This window comes from Rathayibacter sp. AC451, from assembly GCF_979253095.1.
Map to the genome: position 1 here is coordinate 1,341,725 of NZ_CEEDBD010000001.1, position 18,347 is coordinate 1,360,071.

An 18,347-nucleotide genomic window follows, 5' to 3' on the forward strand; every position below is an offset into this window, starting at 1 on the left:
GCGTCGGGGAGGAGGGGCCGCCGGGGCGCGGGTCAGCGCAGGCGCGCGACGACCGCGTCGCCGATCGCCGAGGTAGGGCGGGCGGAGCCGTCGCGGGACTCGATGTCGGCGGTCACCGCCGCCGTCACGCGAGCGGCCTCGTCGGTGCGGCCCAGGTGGTCCAGCAGCAGTGCCACCGACAGGATCGCGGCGGTCGGATCGGCGAGCTGCTTCCCGGCGATGTCGGGCGCGGATCCGTGGACCGGCTCGAACATGCTGGGGAACGCGCCGTCGGGGTTGATGTTGCCCGAGGCGGCGAGGCCGATGCCGCCGCTGATCGCGCCGGCCAGATCGGTCAGGATGTCGCCGAAGAGGTTGTCGGTGACGATGACGTCGAACCTAGCAGGGTCGGTCACGAGGAAGATCGTCGCCGCGTCCACGTGGAGGTAGTCGACGGCCACGTCCTCGTAGGTGGCCCCCACCTCGTCCACGAGCCGCTTCCACAGCGATCCGGAGAAGACGAGCACGTTGGTCTTGTGCACGAAGGTGAGTTTCGAGCGGCGCTTCCGGGCCAGCTCGAAGGCGTGGCGCACGACGCGTTCGACGCCGTAGGCCGTGTTCACCGAGACCTCGTTCGCGATCTCGTGCGGGGTGCCCTGGCGGATCGCCCCGCCGTTGCCGACGTAGGGGCCCTCGGTGCCCTCGCGGACGACCACGAAGTCGACGTCGCCCGGCGCGGACAGCGGCGAGGGCACGCCCGGGTACACGCGGGTCGGGCGCAGGTTGACGTAGTGGTCGAGCGCGAACCGCAGGCGCAGCAGCAGTCCGCGCTCGATGTTCGCGTCCTTCAGCCGCGGGTCGCCGGGCACGCCGCCGACGGCGCCCAGGAGGATCGCGTCGTGCGCCGCGATCGCCGCGAGGTCCTCGTCGGTGAGCACATCGCCGGTCTCGAGGAAGCGGGCCGCCCCGAGCGAGAACGGGGTCTTCTCGATCACCAGATCGGAGTCGGCGGTCACCGCGTCGAGGACCTTCACGGCCTCGGCGATCACCTCCGGTCCGATCCCGTCTCCGGGGATGACGGCGAGCTTCACGGTGCGGGGCATGGGGCATCCTCAGGCGTGCGGGGAGGGCAGAGACGACCCCAGCGTACTCTCGGGCACTCAGCTGCGGCGCAGGCGCCAGGCCGCGACGACGGCCGCGAGCAGCACGAGGCCCACTCCGATCCACGCCGACCAGCCCACTCCGGCGTCGAACGCTGCACCGGCCGAGGCCAGGAGGCTCGCCGCGGAGTCGGCGGGCAGCTCGCCCGCGACCGACACCGCACCGCCCAGGGTCTCCCCCGCGCGCTGCACCTGCCCCGCGTCGAGACCCTCGGGCAGCACCACGCCGCTGCGGTACGCCGCGGTCAGCACCGTTCCCAGCGTCGCGGTCCCGAGCACGGCGCCCAGCTCGTAGGCCGTCTCGGACACCGCCGAGGCGGCACCGGCCTTATCGGCCGGCGCGTTCGCGAGGACGAGCTCGTTCGAGACCGTCTCGGCCGCGCCGATGCCCAGCCCGAGGAACGCGAACGAGACCGCGACCGTCAGCGCCGTGGCCCCTCCCTCGACGGCGCTGCCGAGGGCCAGCAGCGCGTAGCCGACGGCCGACACCACGAGCCCGGCGGGCACGACCACGCGCGGAGAGATCCGGCGCGCGACGGGCACGACGCCCAGTCCCGCCACGATCATGACCGCGAGTCCGGGCACCAGCACGAGCCCCGCCTGCAGCGGCGAGAGCCCGACGACCAGCTGCAGGTGCTGCGAGACGAAGAAGAGCCCGCCGACGAGCGCGACGACGCTGAGGAGGTTGACGACGATCGCCGCGCTGAACGAGCCGCGGCGGAAGAGCGAGAGGTCGAGCATCGGCACCGCGCGCCGCTGCTGGCGGCGCACGAACAGCACCCCGCTCACCACGCCGACGACCAGCGCGATCACGGCCACGGCATCGATCCCGTGCTCGGCCGCCGACTTCACCGCGTAGACGATCGGCGCCATCGTGGCGAGCGAGAGGACGATGCTGACCACGTCGACCGGCCCCGGGTGCGGGTCGCGCGACTCCGGCACCAGGATCGGCGCGAGCACGACCAGCGGCAGCAGCACGGGCACCGCGAGCAGGAACACCGAGCCCCACGGGAAGCTCTCGAGCAGGAACCCGCCCACGAGCGGCCCGACCGCCGAGCCCACCGCGAAGCCGGTCGCCCAGATCGCGATGGCGAGCCGGCGCTGATCGCGGTTCGGGAAGAGGCTGCGCAGGAGCGACAGCGTCGAGGGCATGAGCGTCGCGCCGAACAGTCCCAGCGCCGCCCGGGCTGCGATGAGCGCCCCGGCCGTCGGAGCGAAGGCCGCGGCGATCGAGACGACCGCGAATCCGATCGCGCCGAGCACGAGCAGCCTCCGCCGGCCCACCCGGTCGCCCAGGCTCCCCATAGCGACCAGGAGGCCCGCGAGCACCAGCGGATAGGCGTCGACGATCCACAGCAGCTCCGTGCCCGTCGGCCCGAGGTCCTCGGCGATCAGCGGCAGCGCGAAGTTGAGGACGGTGTTGTCCACCGAGACCAGCAGCACCGGCAGCATCAGCACCGCGAGGGCGAGCCACGCGCGGCGACCGACGCGGTCGGCGGCGGGCGCGGCGGAGGTGGGGGGAACGGTCACGGAGGCGGTGCGGGCGGACACGGTGGTGCTCTCTCTCGGAGTCGGGTCGCGCCGGGCGCGGAAGGGCTCGGCCGGCGACTCCAGGAGTATACCGTCCAGCCGGTACAGTAACGCAAGGCCGACCATAGGATGGAGGCCGTGCCCCCCGCCTCCTCCGCCCGCGACCGCGTCCTCGACGCGTTCGAGGAGCTGCTGAACGAGCAGGGCGAGCGCGCAGCCACTCTCGACGGCGTCGCCCGCGCGGCCGGAGTCTCGAAGGGCGGGCTGCTCTACCACTTCCCCTCGAAGGACGCCCTCGTCGACGGCCTGCTCCAGCGCCTCGACGAGCGCCTGGCCGAGGACATCGAGCGCATCCGCGCGTCGGACGAGGGCGTCGTCCCGTACCTGATCCGCACGTCCTTCGCCGTCGACACCCCCTTCGACCGGACCATCCTCGCCGTCTCGCGCATCGCCCAGGGCAACGACGAGCGCGCGAGCGCCGGCCTCGCCCGCCTCCACGACAGCTGGACCGCCGTGGTCGCCGACGCAGTCGGCGATCCCCTGGTCGCCCGCGCGATCGTGCTGATGAGCGACGGGCTCTACTACAACTCCGCCCTGCTGCCCACGGGCAGGGAGCCGAGCGGCGACGTGGACGAGGTCCTCGCGATCATCGACCGCCTCCTCGCCGCACCCGGCGCCGAGCACTGACCCCGGAACGACGGAGCCCGCCCCGCGACGGTGCGCGGGACGGGCTCGGATCGTGCTCGGTGAGCGGCGGGGCTACTGCTCCGTGATGTCGATCTCCTGCATGATGTCGGCGTCGATCGCGACGCGGACCTTCTCGAGCAGGCCCGCCGGTGCCGGCGAGTCGATGGTGATCACCGAGAGGGCCTTGCCGCCCGCCTCCGTGCGCGCGACCTGCATACCCGCGATGTTGACCGAGGCCTCGCCGAACTCGCGGCCGTAGACCGCGACGATGCCGGGGCGGTCGACGTAGCTCATCACGACGTGGTGCTTCGCGATCGGCACCTCGACGTCGTAGCCGTTGATCGCGACGAGCTTCTCGACCTGCTTGGTGCCGGTCAGCGTGCCCGAGACCGAGATCTGCGAGCCGTCCGACAGGGCGCCGCTCAGCGTGATCAGGTTGCGGTACTCGTCCGAGACGGCGTCGGTGATCAGGCGCACCTCGATGCCGCGCTGCTCCGCGAGGACCGGGGCGTTCACGTACGAGACGGTCTCGGAGACGACGTTGGTGAACACGCCCTTGAGCGCCGCGAGCTTGAGCACCTTGACGTCGTAGCCGGCGAGCTCGCCGTGCACCTCGACGTCGATCGACGTGACGGGCGAGTGCGCGAGCCCGGCGAAGACCTGCCCGAGCTTCTCGACCAGCGGGATGCCGGGGCGGACGTACTCGTCGATGACGCCTCCGGCCACGTTGACGGCGTCCGGGACGAGCTCGCCCGAGAGCGCGAGGCGCACCGACTTGGCGACCGAGACGCCCGCCTTCTCCTGCGCCTCGTCGGTCGACGCTCCGAGGTGCGGAGTGACGACGACGTTCTCGAGCGCCAGCAGCGGCGAGCCGACCGGCGGCTCCTTGACGAACACGTCGAGACCGGCGCCGGCGATCGTGTTCGCGACGAGCGCGCGGTGCAGCGCGTCCTCGTCGATGAGGCCGCCCCGCGCCACGTTCACGATGTACGCGGAGGGCTTCATCAGCGCGAGCTGCTCGTCCGAGATCATGCCGGTCGTCTCGGGGGTCTTGGGCATGTGGATCGTGATGAAGTCGCTCTGCGCGAGGAGCTCCTCGAGCGACAGGAGCGTCACGCCGAGCTGCTGCGCGCGGGCGCTCGTCACGTAGGGGTCGTAGGCGACGACGTCGACGCCGAAGGCCTGCAGGCGCGCCGTGATGAGCGCGCCGATGCGACCGAGGCCGATGATGCCGACGGTCTTCTCGTAGAGCTCCGTGCCCGTGTACTTCGAGCGCTTCCACAGCCCCTGCGCGAGCGCGCTGTGCGCCGCCGGGATGTGGCGGGCGAGGCTCAGGATGTGGCCCACGGTCAGCTCGGCCGCCGAGATGATGTTGGAGGTCGGCGCGTTGACGACCATGACGCCGGCGGCGGTCGCGGCGGTGATGTCGACGTTGTCCAGACCCACGCCCGCGCGCGCGATCACCTTCAGCGAGGGCGCCGCGGCGATGGCCTCGGCGTCGACCTGCGTCGCCGAGCGGACGAGGATCGCGTCGGCGGTGCCGAGCGCCTCGAGGAGCGCGAGGCGGTCGGTGCCGTCCACGTTCCTGACCTCGAAGTCGGGACCGAGGGCGTCGACGGTGGCGGGCGAGAGTTCTTCGGCGATCAGGACGACCGGCTTTGTCACGAGTGCGCTTCCTTCGGGGAGGGGACGGTGCAGGCGCCGGACGCGGGGTCGTGGAGCCCCCGCCACTGTAGCGGAGGCCCGCCTCCCGGCCCCGCTGTGTGACGCCGGCTCAGCCGAGGGTGACGAGGCTCGCGAAGCCGAAGACCTGCTGCAGGTCCAGCGACAGCGCCGCCGAGACGCACAGCGCGGCGAGCAGGAGGCCCGCCCGGGCGGCGACCCCCCGGCGCCGACCCAGCATCAGGGCGAGGACGAAGCAGACGACGGGGAGGGCGAGCGAGAGCAGCAGCACCGTCCAGCCGGTGGCGTTCAGATCCGTGCCCAGGCCAGCCGCGTAGGCGCGGATGCCGACGAGGTTGCCGATCGCCTCCCACACGTCCCAGGCGAGGAGCGCGCCCACGACCACGGCGAGCAGGATCGTCAGGGCGAGGCCCTTCCCGCGCCCCGTCCGGCGGCCGCCGAGGGTCGCCTTCACGGCGGTGTCGTCGGTCATCCTCACGCCCCCTTCAGGAACGGCAGCGGAGCCAGCAGAACGAGCCCGGCGAGCAGCCAGAGCACGCGGGTGCGGACCCGGGAGTCGCGGGTGCCGAGCAGGACGACGGCGAACCAGGTGACGGGGGCGGCGACCGCGAGCCAGAGCCCGAGTCCGTAGAGCGCGCCGCCGAGCGGATCCCCGGCGAAGGTCGCCGTGATCGTCGCGTTCTGCCGCGTCGCGGTGATCATCCAGCCGATCGTGTACAGGAGGTAGAGCCCGGCGGTGACGCCGGTCGCCACCAGCAGCACCGAGGAGGCGGCGGCCGCCTCGGCTTCGGAGGGATCGTCGTCCTCGATCCCGTCGTCCTCGGTCTCGTCGTCCTCGAGGAGCTCCTCCGGGAGCTCGTCGGCGGTCTCGCCGTCGTGGGCCGGACGCGAGGCGGGCGCCGACCGCACCGCCCGCGGCGGACGTCGTCGCGTCGCGGTCTCCCCGGCCGCGAGCGTCGGGTCCTCGTCCTCGCCCGCCCAGCTGAGCGCGTCGTCGTCCCTGGCATCGATCACCCCGACACCCTAACCGCGCCCGCCTTCCAGGAGGCTCGGAGCCGCCGTCGCCCGGGCGTCACCTCGCGGACACCCCCGCGCCACCGCCCGGTCCCCCGTCCGCGCGATCCTCCTCCGATGGGGGAACGCACTGCGGCGGCCGGCGAGCGGCGCTTCGTCGCGATCGGCGACTCCTTCACCGAGGGCGTGGGCGACCCGCACCCGCGGCTGCCCAACGGAGTCAGGGGATGGGCCGACCGCGTCGCCGACCGTCTCGCGAAGGCCGAGCCCGGCTGGGAGTACGCGAACCTCGCCATCCGCTCGAAGCGCCTCGCGCAGATCCGCGACGAGCAGCTGCAGCCCGCCCTCGCGCTGCGGCCGACGCTCGTCTCCCTCTACGCGGGCGGGAACGACATCCTCGACCTCGGCACCGACATGCGCGTCCTGGTCCGCGAGTACGAGAGCCTCGTCGACGCCCTGGCGACCACCGGAGCCTCGCTCGTCCTGTTCACCGGGTTCGACATCCCGGGGCTGCCCGCGCCGCGGATGTTCGTCCGCCGCAACCGGATCTACAACAGCGCCGTCCGCCGCATCGCCCGTGAGCGCGGCGCGATCCTCGTCGACTACTGGCGCATGCAGGCGTTCCGCGAGCCGATGATGTGGTCGCCCGACCGGATGCACCTCTCCAAGCGCGGCCACCGCTACCTGGCGGCTCGCGTGCTCGAGATCCTCGGCGTCCCGCACACGATCTCGGCGGGTCCGTGGGAGGCGCCCGAGCCGCTGACCCCCCGGGAGTGGCTGCGCGACCAGCACCGCTGGACCGCCGACTGGCTGCTCCCGCTCGTCGGACGCAAGATCCGCCGGGTCACTCTCGGCGACGGCCTGCAGCCGCGCTGGCCGGAGCCGGTGCGCGTGCCGCCGAAGGGCGGTCTGCGCCGCCTCGCCCGCGACTCCGCCGGCTAGCTCAGCAGCGGCAGCACGAGCACCGGGAGCAGGGCCACCGCCAGCAGGACGATCGGCGCGATCCGTCCCGCGACGGGGTTCGCGGGCGCCGCCTTCCGCGACAGACCGGACAGCGCCCGCCGGTCGATCGCCGCCACTCCCCCGCGGACCGACAGCGGCCCCTCCTCGAGGTCTCCCGGCCACAGTTCGGTGAGCAGGCGACGGCTCCGGGACAGCTGCGCGTCGGCGTCCGTCCTCATGGCGATCGGCAGAGCGCTCGCCTGCGACGATCCGACGCCCACGGCGGCCCCCGCCGCAGCGAGAATCCCGGCTGCGAGCACGCGCCCGTCCTCCACGCCGAGGACCACGACCGGGATCAGCAGGAGAGCGCCCGCTCCCGCCGCGAGGACGCCGGCGAGCGAGAGCAGGCCGAAGAGCATCGAGCGGCTCCAGAGGCCGGCCGACGCGCTCCGTGACCGAGCATCGGCCCGTTCCGCAGCCGACGGCGCGAGGATCCTCGCGAGGTCCGACGGGGTCAGGGCGTCCTCGGGCAGGCGCACGTCGGACGGCAGATCGGCGGTCTCGTCGAGGTCGCTCCGGTCGAAGTCGGACGGCACCGGCCACGCGGCGCGCGTGAACCGCTGCGCCGCTCGCTCCGACCGGTGGCGGAGACCGGACGCGGTGGCGACCAGTGTCGTCGCCGCGATCAGCGCGAGCGGGAGCGCCGCGAGGGTGCGCAGCAGCGGCGGCGACGACTCCAGGATCCCGCCGGACAGCAGCGCGAGCGCCATCGCGAGCCCCGCCCCCGCCAGCCCGCAGAGCGCGACCCCTGCCGACACTCCCCACGACATCCCGTCCCGTGCCGCCGCTGCCGTCTCGTCCCACTGCCGCAGCCGCCGCGTCCGTCGCTCCATCCGGCCCACGCTACCTCCCGGACGCGAGGGAACCCCGACCCGTCGAGGGAGCCCGCTGGAGCGGGTTCCTTCGACGGTCCGGGGTTCCCTCGGTCCGTCAGGCGTCAGTGCGTCAGCGCGCGACGCTGCCGTCGGTGTAGTCGGTGTCGGTCTGCTTCCAGGCGAACAGCTTGCGCAGCTCGCGGCCGGTCGCCTCGATCGGGTGCTGCTCGCCCTTGGCGCGCAGCTCCTGGAACTCGGGCGCTCCGGCGTCCTGGTCGGCGATGAAGCGCTTCGCGAACGCGCCGCTCTGGATGTCGCCGAGGACCGCCTGCATGTTCTGCTTGACGCTGGGGTCGATGACGCGGGGGCCCGAGACGTAGTCGCCGTACTCGGCGGTGTCCGAGACGGACCAGCGCTGCTTGGCGATGCCGCCCTCCCACATCAGGTCGACGATCAGCTTGAGCTCGTGGAGCACCTCGAAGTAGGCGATCTCGGGCTGGTAGCCGGCCTCGACGAGGGTCTCGAAGCCGTACTGGACGAGCTGCGACGTGCCGCCGCAGAGCACGGCCTGCTCGCCGAACAGGTCGGTCTCGGTCTCCTCGGTGAAGGTCGTCTTGATGACGCCCGCGCGGGTGCCTCCGATGGCCTTCGCGTAGGACTTCGCGGTCTCCCAGGCGGTGCCCGACGCGTCGTTCTCGACGGCGATGATGTCCGGGATGCCGCGGCCGGCGACGAACTCGCGGCGCACGGTGTGGCCGGGGGCCTTGGGCGCGATGAGGATCACGTCGACGCCCGCGGGCGCCTCGATGTAGCCGAAGCGGATGTTGAAGCCGTGCGCGAAGGCGAGCGTCTTGCCCTCGGTCAGCTTGTCGGCGATCTGCTCGCTGTAGATCGCGCGCTGGTGCTGGTCCGGCGCGAGGATCATGATCAGGTCGGCCCAGTCGGCGGCGTCGGCGACGCTCTTGACCTCGAAGCCGTCGTCCTCGGCCTTGGCGGTCGACTTCGACCCGTCCTTGAGCGCGATGACGACCTGGACGCCGGAGTCGCGGAGGTTCTGCGCGTGGGCGTGGCCCTGCGAGCCGTAGCCGACGATGGCGACCTTCTTGGCCTGGATGATCGAGAGATCGGCGTCGGTGTCGTAGATGAGCTCGGTCACGTGGTGTGTCCTTTTCTGTAGAGGAGTGGTCGCGGTCAGTTCTTGAAGACGCGCTCGGTGATCGACTTCGAGCCGCGCCCGATGGCGAGCAGGCCCGACTGCGCGATCTCCTTGATGCCGTAGGGCTCGATGACGCGGAGGAAGGCGTTGGTCTTGCCGGAGTCGCCCGTCACCTCGATGACGAGGGCGTCGGTCGCGACGTCCACCACGCGGGCGCGGAAGAGGTTCACGGCCTCCAGCACCTGCGAGCGGGTGACATTGTCGACGCGCACCTTCACGAGCAGGTGCTCGCGGTGCACCGACTGGTCGGGGTCGAGCTCGACGATCTTGATCACGTTGACGAGCTTGTTGAGCTGCTTCGTGACCTGCTCGAGCGGGAGGTCCTCGACGTCGACCGCGACCGTGATGCGCGACAGGCCGTCGAGCTCGGTCGGGCCCACGGCGAGCGACTCGATGTTGAATCCGCGGCGGGCGAAGAGCCCGGCGACACGGGTGAGCAGTCCCGGCTTGTCCTCGACGAGCAGGGAGAGAACGTGGTGCGTCATGCGGTCTACTCCTCGTCGTCCCAGATCGGGCTGTGGTCTCTGGCGTACTGGACGTAGCTGTTCGAGACGCCCTGGGGCACCATCGGCCACACCATCGAGTCGCGGCTGACCACGAAGTCGATGACCACGGGGCGGTCGTTCGTCGCGATGGCGAGGCGGATCGCGTCGTCGATCTCCTCCGGCTTCGTGACCCGGATGCCGAGAGCGCCGTACGCGTCGGCCAGCTTCACGAAGTCGGGCACGCGCACGGTGTCGTGACCCGTGTTGAGGTCGGTGTTGGAGTAGCGGCCCTCGTAGAAGAGGGTCTGCCACTGCCGCACCATACCGAGCGAGGAGTTGTTGATCACCGCGACCTTGATCGGGATGTCGTTGATCGTGCAGGTGGCGAGTTCCTGATTGGTCATCTGGAAGCAGCCGTCGCCGTCGATCGCCCACACGACGCGGTCGGGCTCGCCGACCTTCGCGCCCATGGCGGCCGGGACGGAGTAGCCCATCGTGCCGGCGCCGCCCGAGTTCAGCCACGAGTTCGGGCGCTCGTACTTGATGAACTGCGCGGCCCACATCTGGTGCTGGCCGACTCCGGAGGCGAAGACGCCCTCGGGACCGGTGAGCTCGCCGATCCGCTTGATGACGTACTGCGGCGAGAGCTGGCCGTCGGTCGGCTCCGTGTAGCCGAGCGGGAACTCCTCCTGGAGGCCCTTGAGGTAGGACCACCACTCGGAGGTGTCGGGCGCGCCGCCGTCGATCGCCTTCGCGAACGCGTCGGTGAGGTCGGGCAGCACGTCCTTGAGGTCGCCCACGATCGGCACGTCGGCGGTGCGGATCTTGGAGATCTCGGCGGGGTCGATGTCGACGTGCACGACCTTGGCGTGCGGGGCGAAGAGCGCCGCCTTGCCGGTCACGCGGTCGTCGAAGCGCGAGCCGAGCGCGAGGATCAGGTCGGCCTCCTGCAACGCCAGCACTGCGGGGACGGTGCCGTGCATGCCTGGCATGCCGAGGTGTTGCTCGTGCGAATCCGGGAAGGCTCCGCGGGCCATCAGCGTGGTGACCACCGGGGCGCCGGACGCCTCGGCGAACGCGAGGAGCTCGGCGGAGGCGCGGGCGCGGATGATGCCGCCGCCGACGTAGAGCACCGGCTTCTTCGACTCGGCGAGCAGCTGGGCCGCGGCCTGGATCTGCTTGCCGTGCGCCTTGGTGACGGGCCGGTAGCCGGGCAGGTCGATCTTCGGCGGCCAGAGGAACGGAGCCTCGTTCTGCTGCGCGTCCTTCGTGATGTCGACGAGCACGGGGCCGGGGCGCCCGGTCGTCGCGATGAGGGCGGCGGAGGCGAGCGCCTGCGGGATGTCCTCGGGGCGCGTGACCAGGATCGAGTGCTTCGTGATCGGCATGGTGATGCCGACGATGTCCGCCTCCTGGAAGGCGTCGGTGCCCATCAGCGTCGAGAAGACCTGGCCGGTGATGGCGAGCATCGGGACGGAGTCCATGTAGGCGTCCGCGATCGCCGTGACGAGGTTCGTCGCTCCGGGGCCGGACGTCGCGATGCAGACGCCGAGCTTGCCGGTCGCCGAGGCGTAGCCCTCGGCGGCGTGGCCGGCGCCCTGCTCGTGGCGGACCAGGATGTGGCGGATCTTCGACGAGTCCATCAGCGGGTCGTAGACCGGGAGGATCGCTCCTCCGGGCAGACCGAAGACGTCCTCGATGCCGAGCATCTCGAGCGAGCGGACGACCGCCTGCGCTCCGGTGAGGGTCTCGGCCTCGGGGGCCGGGGCCGCAGCGGACGCGGCGGGACGGGGTGGCTGGGGCGTCGGTGCGGGATGCACGGCGGACGGGTCCGGGGTCATGCGGGTGTCGATTCCTTCGAGAGGGAGTGCGGCGGCGGGTTCCGGACCGCGAGGTCCGGAACCCGGGAGGCGCGAGTGCGCGGCCGGCCGGAGCGGGCCGGGGTCACCCGGTGGTGGCGCCCACGGCCGCCGAGCGCACGAGCTTGGCGTACTTGGCGAGGACACCGCGGGTGTAGCGCGGAGGAAGGGGGGCCCAGCCTTCTCGGCGGGCGGCGAGCTCGGAGTCGTCGACAAGTAGGTCGATCGAGCGAGCGGCGATGTCGACCCGAATCGGGTCCCCATCGCGGACGAATGCGATGGGACCTGCGTCCACCGATTCGGGTGCGATGTGTCCGATGCACAGGCCGGTTGTGCCGCCTGAGAATCGTCCGTCGGTCAAGAGTAGTACATCTTTTCCGAGCCCAGCGCCCTTGATGGCGGCGGTGATCGCGAGCATCTCGCGCATCCCCGGGCCGCCCTTGGGGCCCTCGTAGCGGATGACCACCACGTCGCCCTTCTCGATCTCGCCGTTCGTCAGCGCGTCCATCGCGGCGCGCTCGCGCTCGAACACGCGCGCGGGGCCCTCGAACACGGAGGCGTCGAAGCCGGCGGTCTTGACGACCGCGCCCTCGGGGGCGAGGGAGCCCTTGAGGATCGTGAGGCCGCCCGTCGCGTGGATCGGGTTGTCGAGCGTGCGGATGACCTCGCCGTCCAGCGGAGCGATGTCCATGGCGGCGAGGTTCTCGGCGACCGTCTTCCCGGTGACCGTCAGGCAGTCGCCGTGCAGGAGGCCGGCGTCCAGCAGCGCCTTCATGACGGCCGGCACGCCGCCGTGGCGGTCGACGTCGTTCATGACGTACTTGCCGAACGGCTTGAGGTCGCCGATGTGCGGGATCGTGTCGCCGATGCGGTTGAAGTCGTCGATCGTGAGGTCGACCTCGGCCTCGTTGGCGATCGCGAGCAGGTGCAGGATGACGTTGGTCGAGCCGCCGAAGGCCATCGCGACGGCGATCGCGTTCTCGAACGCCTCCTTCGTCAGGATGTCGCGGGCGGTGGTGCCGTTGCGCAGCATCTCGACCACGGCCTCCCCCGACTTCCGGGCGAAGTAGTCGCGGCGGCGATCGGCAGCAGCGGGCGAGGCGGAGCCGGGCAGGCTCATCCCGAGCGCCTCGGCGACGCTGGCCATGGTGTTCGCGGTGTACATGCCGCCGCACGAGCCCTCGCCCGGGGCGAAGGCGCACTCGATGCGCTTGGCGTCCTCCTCGGACATGATGCCGGCTTTCACTCCGCCGACCGCCTCGAAGGAGTCGATGATCGTGATGTCCTTCTCGGTGCCGTCCGAGAGCTTGACCCAGCCCGGGGCGATGGAGCCCGCGTAGACGAAGACGGCGGCGAGGTCCAGGCGCGCCGCGGCCATCAGCATGCCGGGCAGCGACTTGTCGCAGCCGGCGAGCATGACGGTGCCGTCGAGGCGCTCGGCCATCATCACGGTCTCGACGGAGTCGGCGATGACCTCGCGCGAGACGAGCGAGAAGTGCATGCCCTCGTGGCCCATCGAGATGCCGTCGGACACCGAGATGGTGCCGAACTGCAGCGGGTACCCGCCGCCCGAGTGGACGCCCTCCTTGGCGGAGCGCGCGAGGCGCTCGAGGGAGAGGTTGCAGGGGGTGATCTCGTTCCAGGAGGACGCGATCCCGATCTGGGGCTTCTCCCAGTCGTCGTCGCCCATTCCGACGGCGCGGAGCATCCCGCGCGACGTCGTGGCCTCGATGCCGTCCGTGACGGTGCGCGAACGAGGCTTCCAATCGATTTCCGGCATGTGACGAGGCTACCGCCTCGAGACCCCTGCTCCGGCGCTCACCGGACCCGCGATCACCCGGGCGTCAGGCCGGTGCGCCGCGGAACTCAGCCAGCAGCGACAGCACGTGCGCGACCTGCTCGGGGCCCCGGACGCGGTACGCGGCCGAGGTGGTGCCCGGTCCGCTCTTCACCCCGACGTCACCGGAGCGCATCACGGCGAAGGCGTCCTCGTCGGTCACGTCGTCGCCGGCGTAGAGCACCGCGGTCGCCCCGGTGTAGCGGCGGAGGTGCTCGACCGCCTCGCCCTTGGTCGTGGACCGCACCGAGAACTCGAGCACGTTCTTGCCCTCGCGCACGTGCACGCCCGCGACCTCGGCGCGCGCCTCCGACAGGGCGACGACGTGGGCGACCCGGCTGTGCTTGTCGGTGGCGAGACGGGTGTGCAGGGCGAAGCCGGCCGGCTTGTCCTCGATCCACACGTTGTCGATCCCGCGGGCGATGCCCTTGAGCACGCCCTCGAGGCGGTCGACCTTGGCGAGCTCGACGGGGTCCAGGCGCACGGCGTCCTCGTCGGGGTCGAGGCGGATCTCGACGCCGTGCGAGCCGACCAGCAGCGCCTCGTCGGGCAGCTGGGACACCTCCTCCAGGCTCTCGAGCGCGCGGCCGGACACGAGGGCGACGCGGGTGCCGGGCAGGGCCAGCAGGCGCAGGACCGCCTCGCGGGCCTCGGGCAGGGCACGGGCGCGGGCCGGGTCGTCGACCTCGGGCGCGAGCGTGCCGTCGAAGTCGAGGGCCACCAGCAGCCGTCCCGTCGCCGCCAGCTCGCGCAGGGCGAGGACGAGGCGGTCGGGGACTCCGGGCAGGTGCGGGTCGACGGGCGACGGGGTCACGGTGCTCATCGCGCCTCCGCCTCCTTGCCGCGCTCGGAGTCCTCGCGGTGCTCGGCCTCCTGGCCGACGGGCGCCTCCTGGCCGCGCGCCGCGGGGTGCACGTCGAGCTGCTGGCCCTTCGCGTGCTCGGCGAGCGCCGCGAGGAAGCTCTCGGACCAGCGGGAGACGTCGTTCTCGAGCACGCGGCGCCGCAGCGCCCGCATCCGCCGCGTCTTCTCGGAGCGCGGCATGCGGGCCGCGGCCTCCATCGCGTCCTTCAGCCCCGAGATGTCGTGGGGATTGATCTGCACGGCCTGCTTGAGCTCGTCGGCGGCGCCGGTGAACTCGCTCAGCACCAGCACTCCGTCGTTGTCGAAGCGCGAGGCCACGTACTCCTTCGCGACCAGGTTCATCCCGTCGCGCAGCGCCGTGACGAGCATCACGTCGGCGGCGAGGTAGAGCGCCACCATCTCCTCGCGGGGGTAGCCGTGGTGCAGGTAGCTGATCGCCGGGTGCCCGATCTTGCCGTAGTCGCCGTTGATGCGGCCGACCTGCAGCTCGATGTCGTCGCGCAGCTGACGGTAGGTGTCGACGCGCTCACGGCTCGGGCTCGCGACCTGCACGAGCACGGCGTCCTCGGTGCTCAGCCGACCGTCGGCCAGGAGCTCGCCGAAGGCCTTCAGGCGGTGGCCGATGCCCTTGGTGTAGTCGAGTCGGTCGACGCCGAGCATGATGACCGCCGGGTCTCCCAGCTCGTCGCGGATCTCGCGGGCGCGGGCCTGGATCTCCGGGGTGCGGGCCATCGCCTCGAAGAAGGCGGAGTCGATCGAGATCGGGAAGTGGCGCGCGACGACGGGGCGGACGCTCGCCCCGCGGCGCGAGCGGTTGACGCGCCGCGTCCCCTCGACCGCCTCCTCCTCGACCGGCACCTCGACGACGGTGCTGCGGGTGTCGTAGCCGAGCAGCCGGCGGACCGCGCGGAGGAAGCTGCCCGCGTCGCCCTGGCGCTGGAAGCCGATCACGTCGGCGCCCAGCAGGCCCTCGACGATCTGCTTGCGCCACGGCAGCTGGGCGAAGATGCCGTACGGCGGGAACGGGATGTGGTTGAAGAAGCCGATGGTGACGTCGGGGCGGAGCTCGCGGAGCATCTTGGGCACGAGCTGCAGCTGGTAGTCCTGCACCCAGACCACGCCGTCCTGCTCGGTCACCGCGGCGGCGGCCTCGGCGAAGCGGCGGTTGACCCGCACGTAGGCGTCCCACCAGTCGCGGTGGTACGTGGGCGGCGCGATGACGTCGTGGTAGAGCGGCCAGAGCGTGTCGTTCGAGAAGCCCTCGTAGTAGTCCTCGAGCTCCTGCGCGCTCAGCGCGACGGGGACGATCAGCACGCCGTCGTTCTCGAACGGGGCGACGACCTCGTCGGCGACGCCGGGCCAGCCGACCCAGGCGCCCTCGTTCGCGCGCATGACCGGCTCGAGCGCCGTGACGAGTCCGCCGGGGGACGTCTTCCACGACGCGGTGCCGTCCTCGGCCGTCACGCGGTCGACGGGGAGCCGGTTGGACACCACCACGAACGCGTTGCGCGGTGCCGGAGCACCGTCCTGAGGATCGGGGACTGAGTGCTCGGAGATGGTGTACCCCTCGTCGAATCGGGTCGTCGTGGACCCCAGGAGGCTACCAGCCGCTCTCGAACGGGTGCCGGACAGGAGGTGTCCTCCCGTCGCTCAGCCCTGGGACAGAGCGAGAGCGAGCGTCGCTCCTCCGACGGTCGGCACGACGGCGACGAGACCGAGCAGCGCGTACTGCGCCCAGGAGATCCGCACTCCCATCGCGGTCAGGCGCTGGTGCCAGAGGAGGGTGGCGAGCGAGGCCCACGGAGTGATCAGCGGACCGGCGTTCACGCCGATCAGCAGCGCGACCAGACGCGCCGGATCCGCGGCGACCGGCTCCAGGGCGAGGTACGCGGGCAGGTTGTCGACCAGGTTCGCGGCGACGGCGCCCGAGCCGGCGAGACGCAGCAGGTCGACGACTCCTGAGCCCTGCCCCGCGACGACGGCGAGCGCCGCCCCGAGCCCGAGCTGGTGCGCCGCCTCCATCGCGACGAAGAGGCCCGCGGCGAAGACGACGAGCTGCCACGGGAGGAGCGACGGCCGCAGCGCCGCGGGCCGCCGCACCGCGAACAGCACGACCAGCGCGATCGCGGCGACGGAGGCGGGGATCCACACCTCGACTCCCGACACCAGCGCGGGCAGCAGCAGGAGCACCACCAGACCGGACCCCGTGAGCAGCACCCGGTCCTCCACCGGCGTCCGCTCCCCGGCCCGGTAGCGGCCCGAGAGCTCGCGCCGGTACCGGACGGCGAGCACGATCACCGGGACCACCGCCGCGACGAGCGCGGGTGCGGCGGTCAGCGCTGCGAACTCCAGCGGCCCGTCGACTCCGAGGCGCCGCTCGGCGAGCAGGTTCGTCAGGTTCGAGACGGGCAGCAGGAGCGACGCGCAGTTGGCCAGCCACACGGTCGCCATCGCGAAGGGCAGGGGCGGCACTCCCACGTGCGCCGCGAGCAGCACGACGACCGGGGTCAGCAGCACCGCGGTCGTGTCCAGCGACAGGAAGACGGTGCAGAGGATCGCGAGGACGACGACGAGGAGCCAGAGCACCGCCGTGCGTCCGCGGCCCCACGACGCGGCCCGCTCGGCGACCACGGTGAACACGCCCGCCTCGGACGCCAGCTCGGCGACGACGGTAACCGCCACGACGAAGGCGAGGATCGGACCCGTGCGCTCGACGAGCTCGCCGAGCGCCTCCGGCGGCAGGACTCCCGTGAGCACCGCCACCGCCCCGAGGGCGAGCAGGAGTGCTCCGATGAGTGCCGTGCGCATCCTGCTGCTCCCTCTGCTGGTCCCGCTCGCGGGCAGCCCACCGTAGCTGGCGCCCTCCGTGCGCCCTGTCAACCGCTCCGGGCGCACCGACGACACCGGTAGCGTCGTCTCGAACACCGGGAGGCAATCGATGCGCAAGTTCATCCTCAACTCGAGCGTCATCAGCGCGCTGGTCGGCGGCTGGTCGATCCTTCAGACGACCCGCAAGGGACCGCGCGACTGGCGGCTCGCCCTGCAGTGGGTCAGCTGGGCGATCGCCGTGGCCGTCGCCTTCGGCTCCGTCTCGTACGACTCGAAGGAGCTCGCCAAGGAGGCGAAGGGCAAGAAGCGCGATCGCTGATCGCTGATCGCGCCCACCGAGGCCCTCTGACGCGCCGTTCGCCGACCGGCGCGGCGTGTCAGGGGGCCTCTCGGCCGTTCCGCGGCGAGACTGGAGCACGTCGTCAGCCGCACGGGATCGGGGTTCGTCATGAGGTTTCGTCTGAGGCGCCGCCAGCCGGCCCCCGAGGTCGTCGCGGCTCCCGCTCTCACCCAGGACGAGCTGTTCGCCGTGGTCCACGAGCGCCTCGCGTCGTTCGTGGGCTCCGAGGGCGCCTGGGTCGTCACCCGGCGCAGCCACGACGACCGTGACCCGATCTTCCACGGCATGCTCGCCCGCTCCCTCGCGCACGAGCTCGCCGCCGCTATCCAGGCCGAGCAGCTGCGCGCCGGCGCTCCCGAGAGCGCGAACCCCGTCACCTCGGCCATCCCGGTGATGCGCGCCTCGACCCCGCCGGTCTCGACCGAACCCGCCGCCCTCACCTGGGACCCGCAGCCGATCGCCGTCTGGGCCGAGCCCGAGGCCCCGGCCGCCGCCCCGGTCGACGCGACCCGCTAGGCCCGAGCCCCCCTCCCCTGATCGAGCAGCCCTCTCCGCTCATCGAGCAGCCCGCGCAGCGGGTCCCTGTCTGCTGATCGAGTAGCCCGCGCAGCGGGCGTATCGAGATCACCCCACTCCGGGCGAGGCGGGTCTCGATACGCGCCTCCGGCGCTACTCGACCAGCAAGCACCGCACAGCCCGCGCAGCGGGTCCCTGTCTGCTGATCGAGTAGCCCGCGCAGCGGGCGTATCGAGATCACCCCACTCCGGGCGAGACGGGTCTCGATACGCGCCTCCGGCGCCACTTGACCAGCAAGCACCGCACAGCCCGCGCAGCGGGTCCCTGTCTGCTGATCGAGTAGCCCGCGCAGCGGGCGTATCGAGATCACCCCACTCCGGGCGAGGCGGGTCTCGATACGCGCCTCCGGCGCTACTCGACCAGCAAGCACCGCACAGCCCGCGCAGCGGGTCCCTGTCTGCTGATCGAGTAGCCCGCGCAGCGGGCGTATCGAGATCACCGCACTCCGGGCGAGACGGATCTCGATACGCG

General features: G+C 72.0%; 17 protein-coding genes. 4 read left to right on the forward strand and 13 right to left on the reverse strand.

Features of this window, described 5'->3' with window-relative positions; translation table 11 throughout:
- Positions 1-32 precede the first annotated feature (32 nt).
- Both AC0CID_RS06430 and AC0CID_RS06435 read right to left on the reverse strand, forming a co-directional pair.
- Complete coding sequence (locus tag AC0CID_RS06430; protein ID WP_465226160.1) at positions 33-1,082, reverse strand: 3-isopropylmalate dehydrogenase; 1,050 nt, start codon at positions 1,080-1,082, stop codon at positions 33-35.
- A 57-nt stretch (positions 1,083-1,139) separates the two neighbouring features.
- Entirely contained in the window at positions 1,140-2,690 is a 1,551-nt protein-coding gene (locus AC0CID_RS06435; RefSeq protein ID WP_465226161.1) for an MFS transporter, read from the reverse strand.
- 108 nt (positions 2,691-2,798) lie between these two features.
- On the opposite strand from AC0CID_RS06435, the gene AC0CID_RS06440 reads away from it, so the two are divergent.
- Complete coding sequence (locus tag AC0CID_RS06440; protein WP_465226162.1) at positions 2,799-3,356, forward strand: TetR/AcrR family transcriptional regulator; 558 nt, start codon at positions 2,799-2,801, stop codon at positions 3,354-3,356.
- Positions 3,357-3,428: 72 nt separating this feature from the next.
- Here AC0CID_RS06440 and serA read toward each other — a convergent pair whose 3' ends face one another.
- The 3 genes from serA to AC0CID_RS06455 form a co-directional block, all read right to left on the reverse strand.
- Positions 3,429-5,021, reverse strand: coding sequence for a phosphoglycerate dehydrogenase (serA, locus tag AC0CID_RS06445; protein ID WP_465226163.1), 1,593 nt, complete (start codon positions 5,019-5,021; stop codon positions 3,429-3,431).
- Between the two features lie 109 nt (positions 5,022-5,130).
- The gene (locus tag AC0CID_RS06450; RefSeq protein WP_465226164.1) at positions 5,131-5,511 is read right to left on the reverse strand and encodes a hypothetical protein; all 381 of its coding nucleotides are present in this window, start codon (positions 5,509-5,511) and stop codon (positions 5,131-5,133) included.
- A gap of 2 nt (positions 5,512-5,513) precedes the next feature.
- Entirely contained in the window at positions 5,514-6,053 is a 540-nt protein-coding gene (locus AC0CID_RS06455) for a DNA polymerase III subunit gamma/tau (protein WP_465226165.1), read from the reverse strand.
- A 117-nt stretch (positions 6,054-6,170) separates the two neighbouring features.
- On the opposite strand from AC0CID_RS06455, the gene AC0CID_RS06460 reads away from it, so the two are divergent.
- Positions 6,171-6,995 (forward strand): SGNH/GDSL hydrolase family protein, encoded by an 825-nt coding sequence (locus AC0CID_RS06460; protein WP_465226166.1) that lies wholly within the window; start codon positions 6,171-6,173, stop codon positions 6,993-6,995.
- Here AC0CID_RS06460 and AC0CID_RS06465 read toward each other — a convergent pair.
- The 8 genes from AC0CID_RS06465 to AC0CID_RS06500 all read right to left on the reverse strand — a co-directional run bounded on the left by AC0CID_RS06465 (position 6,992) and on the right by AC0CID_RS06500 (position 16,939).
- Positions 6,992-7,888 (reverse strand): hypothetical protein, encoded by an 897-nt coding sequence (locus AC0CID_RS06465; protein ID WP_465226167.1) that lies wholly within the window; start codon positions 7,886-7,888, stop codon positions 6,992-6,994. The two genes, AC0CID_RS06460 and AC0CID_RS06465, sit on opposite strands and share 4 nt — an antisense overlap.
- 112 nt (positions 7,889-8,000) lie before the next feature.
- Positions 8,001-9,026 carry a ketol-acid reductoisomerase gene (ilvC, locus tag AC0CID_RS06470; protein ID WP_465226168.1) on the reverse strand — a complete coding sequence of 342 codons (1,026 nt, stop codon included), beginning with the start codon at positions 9,024-9,026 and terminating at the stop codon, positions 8,001-8,003.
- 35 nt (positions 9,027-9,061) lie between these two features.
- On the reverse strand, positions 9,062-9,571 hold the full coding sequence (gene ilvN, locus AC0CID_RS06475; RefSeq protein WP_055793566.1) for an acetolactate synthase small subunit: 510 nt from the start codon (positions 9,569-9,571) through the stop codon (positions 9,062-9,064).
- A gap of 5 nt (positions 9,572-9,576) precedes the next feature.
- Complete coding sequence (locus tag AC0CID_RS06480) at positions 9,577-11,412, reverse strand: acetolactate synthase large subunit (RefSeq protein WP_465226169.1); 1,836 nt, start codon at positions 11,410-11,412, stop codon at positions 9,577-9,579.
- 103 nt (positions 11,413-11,515) lie between these two features.
- Positions 11,516-13,210, reverse strand: coding sequence for a dihydroxy-acid dehydratase (gene ilvD / locus AC0CID_RS06485; RefSeq protein WP_207404676.1), 1,695 nt, complete (start codon positions 13,208-13,210; stop codon positions 11,516-11,518).
- A 64-nt stretch (positions 13,211-13,274) separates the two neighbouring features.
- A complete protein-coding gene (otsB, locus tag AC0CID_RS06490; protein WP_207404674.1) occupies positions 13,275-14,090 on the reverse strand; it encodes a trehalose-phosphatase in 816 nt (271 codons plus the stop codon).
- The gene (locus tag AC0CID_RS06495) at positions 14,087-15,628 is read right to left on the reverse strand and encodes an alpha,alpha-trehalose-phosphate synthase (UDP-forming) (RefSeq protein ID WP_465226170.1); all 1,542 of its coding nucleotides are present in this window, start codon (positions 15,626-15,628) and stop codon (positions 14,087-14,089) included. Before AC0CID_RS06495 ends, otsB begins: the two co-directional genes overlap by 4 nt.
- Positions 15,629-15,781: 153 nt before the next feature.
- Positions 15,782-16,939, reverse strand: a complete 1,158-nt coding sequence (locus tag AC0CID_RS06500) for an SLC13 family permease (RefSeq protein WP_465226171.1) — start codon at positions 16,937-16,939, stop codon at positions 15,782-15,784.
- 130 nt (positions 16,940-17,069) lie between these two features.
- On the opposite strand from AC0CID_RS06500, the gene AC0CID_RS06505 reads away from it, so the two are divergent.
- Both AC0CID_RS06505 and AC0CID_RS06510 read left to right on the forward strand, forming a co-directional pair.
- The gene (locus AC0CID_RS06505; RefSeq protein WP_207404669.1) at positions 17,070-17,279 is read left to right on the forward strand and encodes a hypothetical protein; all 210 of its coding nucleotides are present in this window, start codon (positions 17,070-17,072) and stop codon (positions 17,277-17,279) included.
- A gap of 129 nt (positions 17,280-17,408) precedes the next feature.
- Positions 17,409-17,816 carry a hypothetical protein gene (locus tag AC0CID_RS06510; protein WP_465226172.1) on the forward strand — a complete coding sequence of 136 codons (408 nt, stop codon included), beginning with the start codon at positions 17,409-17,411 and terminating at the stop codon, positions 17,814-17,816.
- Positions 17,817-18,347: the final 531 nt, after the last annotated feature.

Bases quoted from the DNA above. Each gene is read 5' to 3' on its own strand.
- ilvN (WP_055793566.1), bottom strand. From the start codon at position 9,571: ATGACGCACCACGTTCTCTCCCTGCTCGTCGAGGACAAGCCGGGACTG.
- AC0CID_RS06500 (WP_465226171.1), bottom strand. From the start codon at position 16,939: ATGCGCACGGCACTCATCGGAGCACTCCTGCTCGCCCTCGGGGCGGTG.
- AC0CID_RS06450 (WP_465226164.1), bottom strand. From the start codon at position 5,511: ATGACCGACGACACCGCCGTGAAGGCGACCCTCGGCGGCCGCCGGACG.
- otsB (WP_207404674.1), bottom strand. From the start codon at position 14,090: ATGAGCACCGTGACCCCGTCGCCCGTCGACCCGCACCTGCCCGGAGTC.
- AC0CID_RS06510 (WP_465226172.1), top strand. From the start codon at position 17,409: ATGAGGTTTCGTCTGAGGCGCCGCCAGCCGGCCCCCGAGGTCGTCGCG.
- ilvD (WP_207404676.1), bottom strand. From the start codon at position 13,210: ATGCCGGAAATCGATTGGAAGCCTCGTTCGCGCACCGTCACGGACGGC.
- AC0CID_RS06440 (WP_465226162.1), top strand. From the start codon at position 2,799: ATGGAGGCCGTGCCCCCCGCCTCCTCCGCCCGCGACCGCGTCCTCGAC.
- AC0CID_RS06430 (WP_465226160.1), bottom strand. From the start codon at position 1,082: ATGCCCCGCACCGTGAAGCTCGCCGTCATCCCCGGAGACGGGATCGGA.
- AC0CID_RS06505 (WP_207404669.1), top strand. From the start codon at position 17,070: ATGCGCAAGTTCATCCTCAACTCGAGCGTCATCAGCGCGCTGGTCGGC.
- AC0CID_RS06465 (WP_465226167.1), bottom strand. From the start codon at position 7,888: ATGGAGCGACGGACGCGGCGGCTGCGGCAGTGGGACGAGACGGCAGCG.
- AC0CID_RS06480 (WP_465226169.1), bottom strand. From the start codon at position 11,412: ATGACCCCGGACCCGTCCGCCGTGCATCCCGCACCGACGCCCCAGCCA.
- AC0CID_RS06460 (WP_465226166.1), top strand. From the start codon at position 6,171: ATGGGGGAACGCACTGCGGCGGCCGGCGAGCGGCGCTTCGTCGCGATC.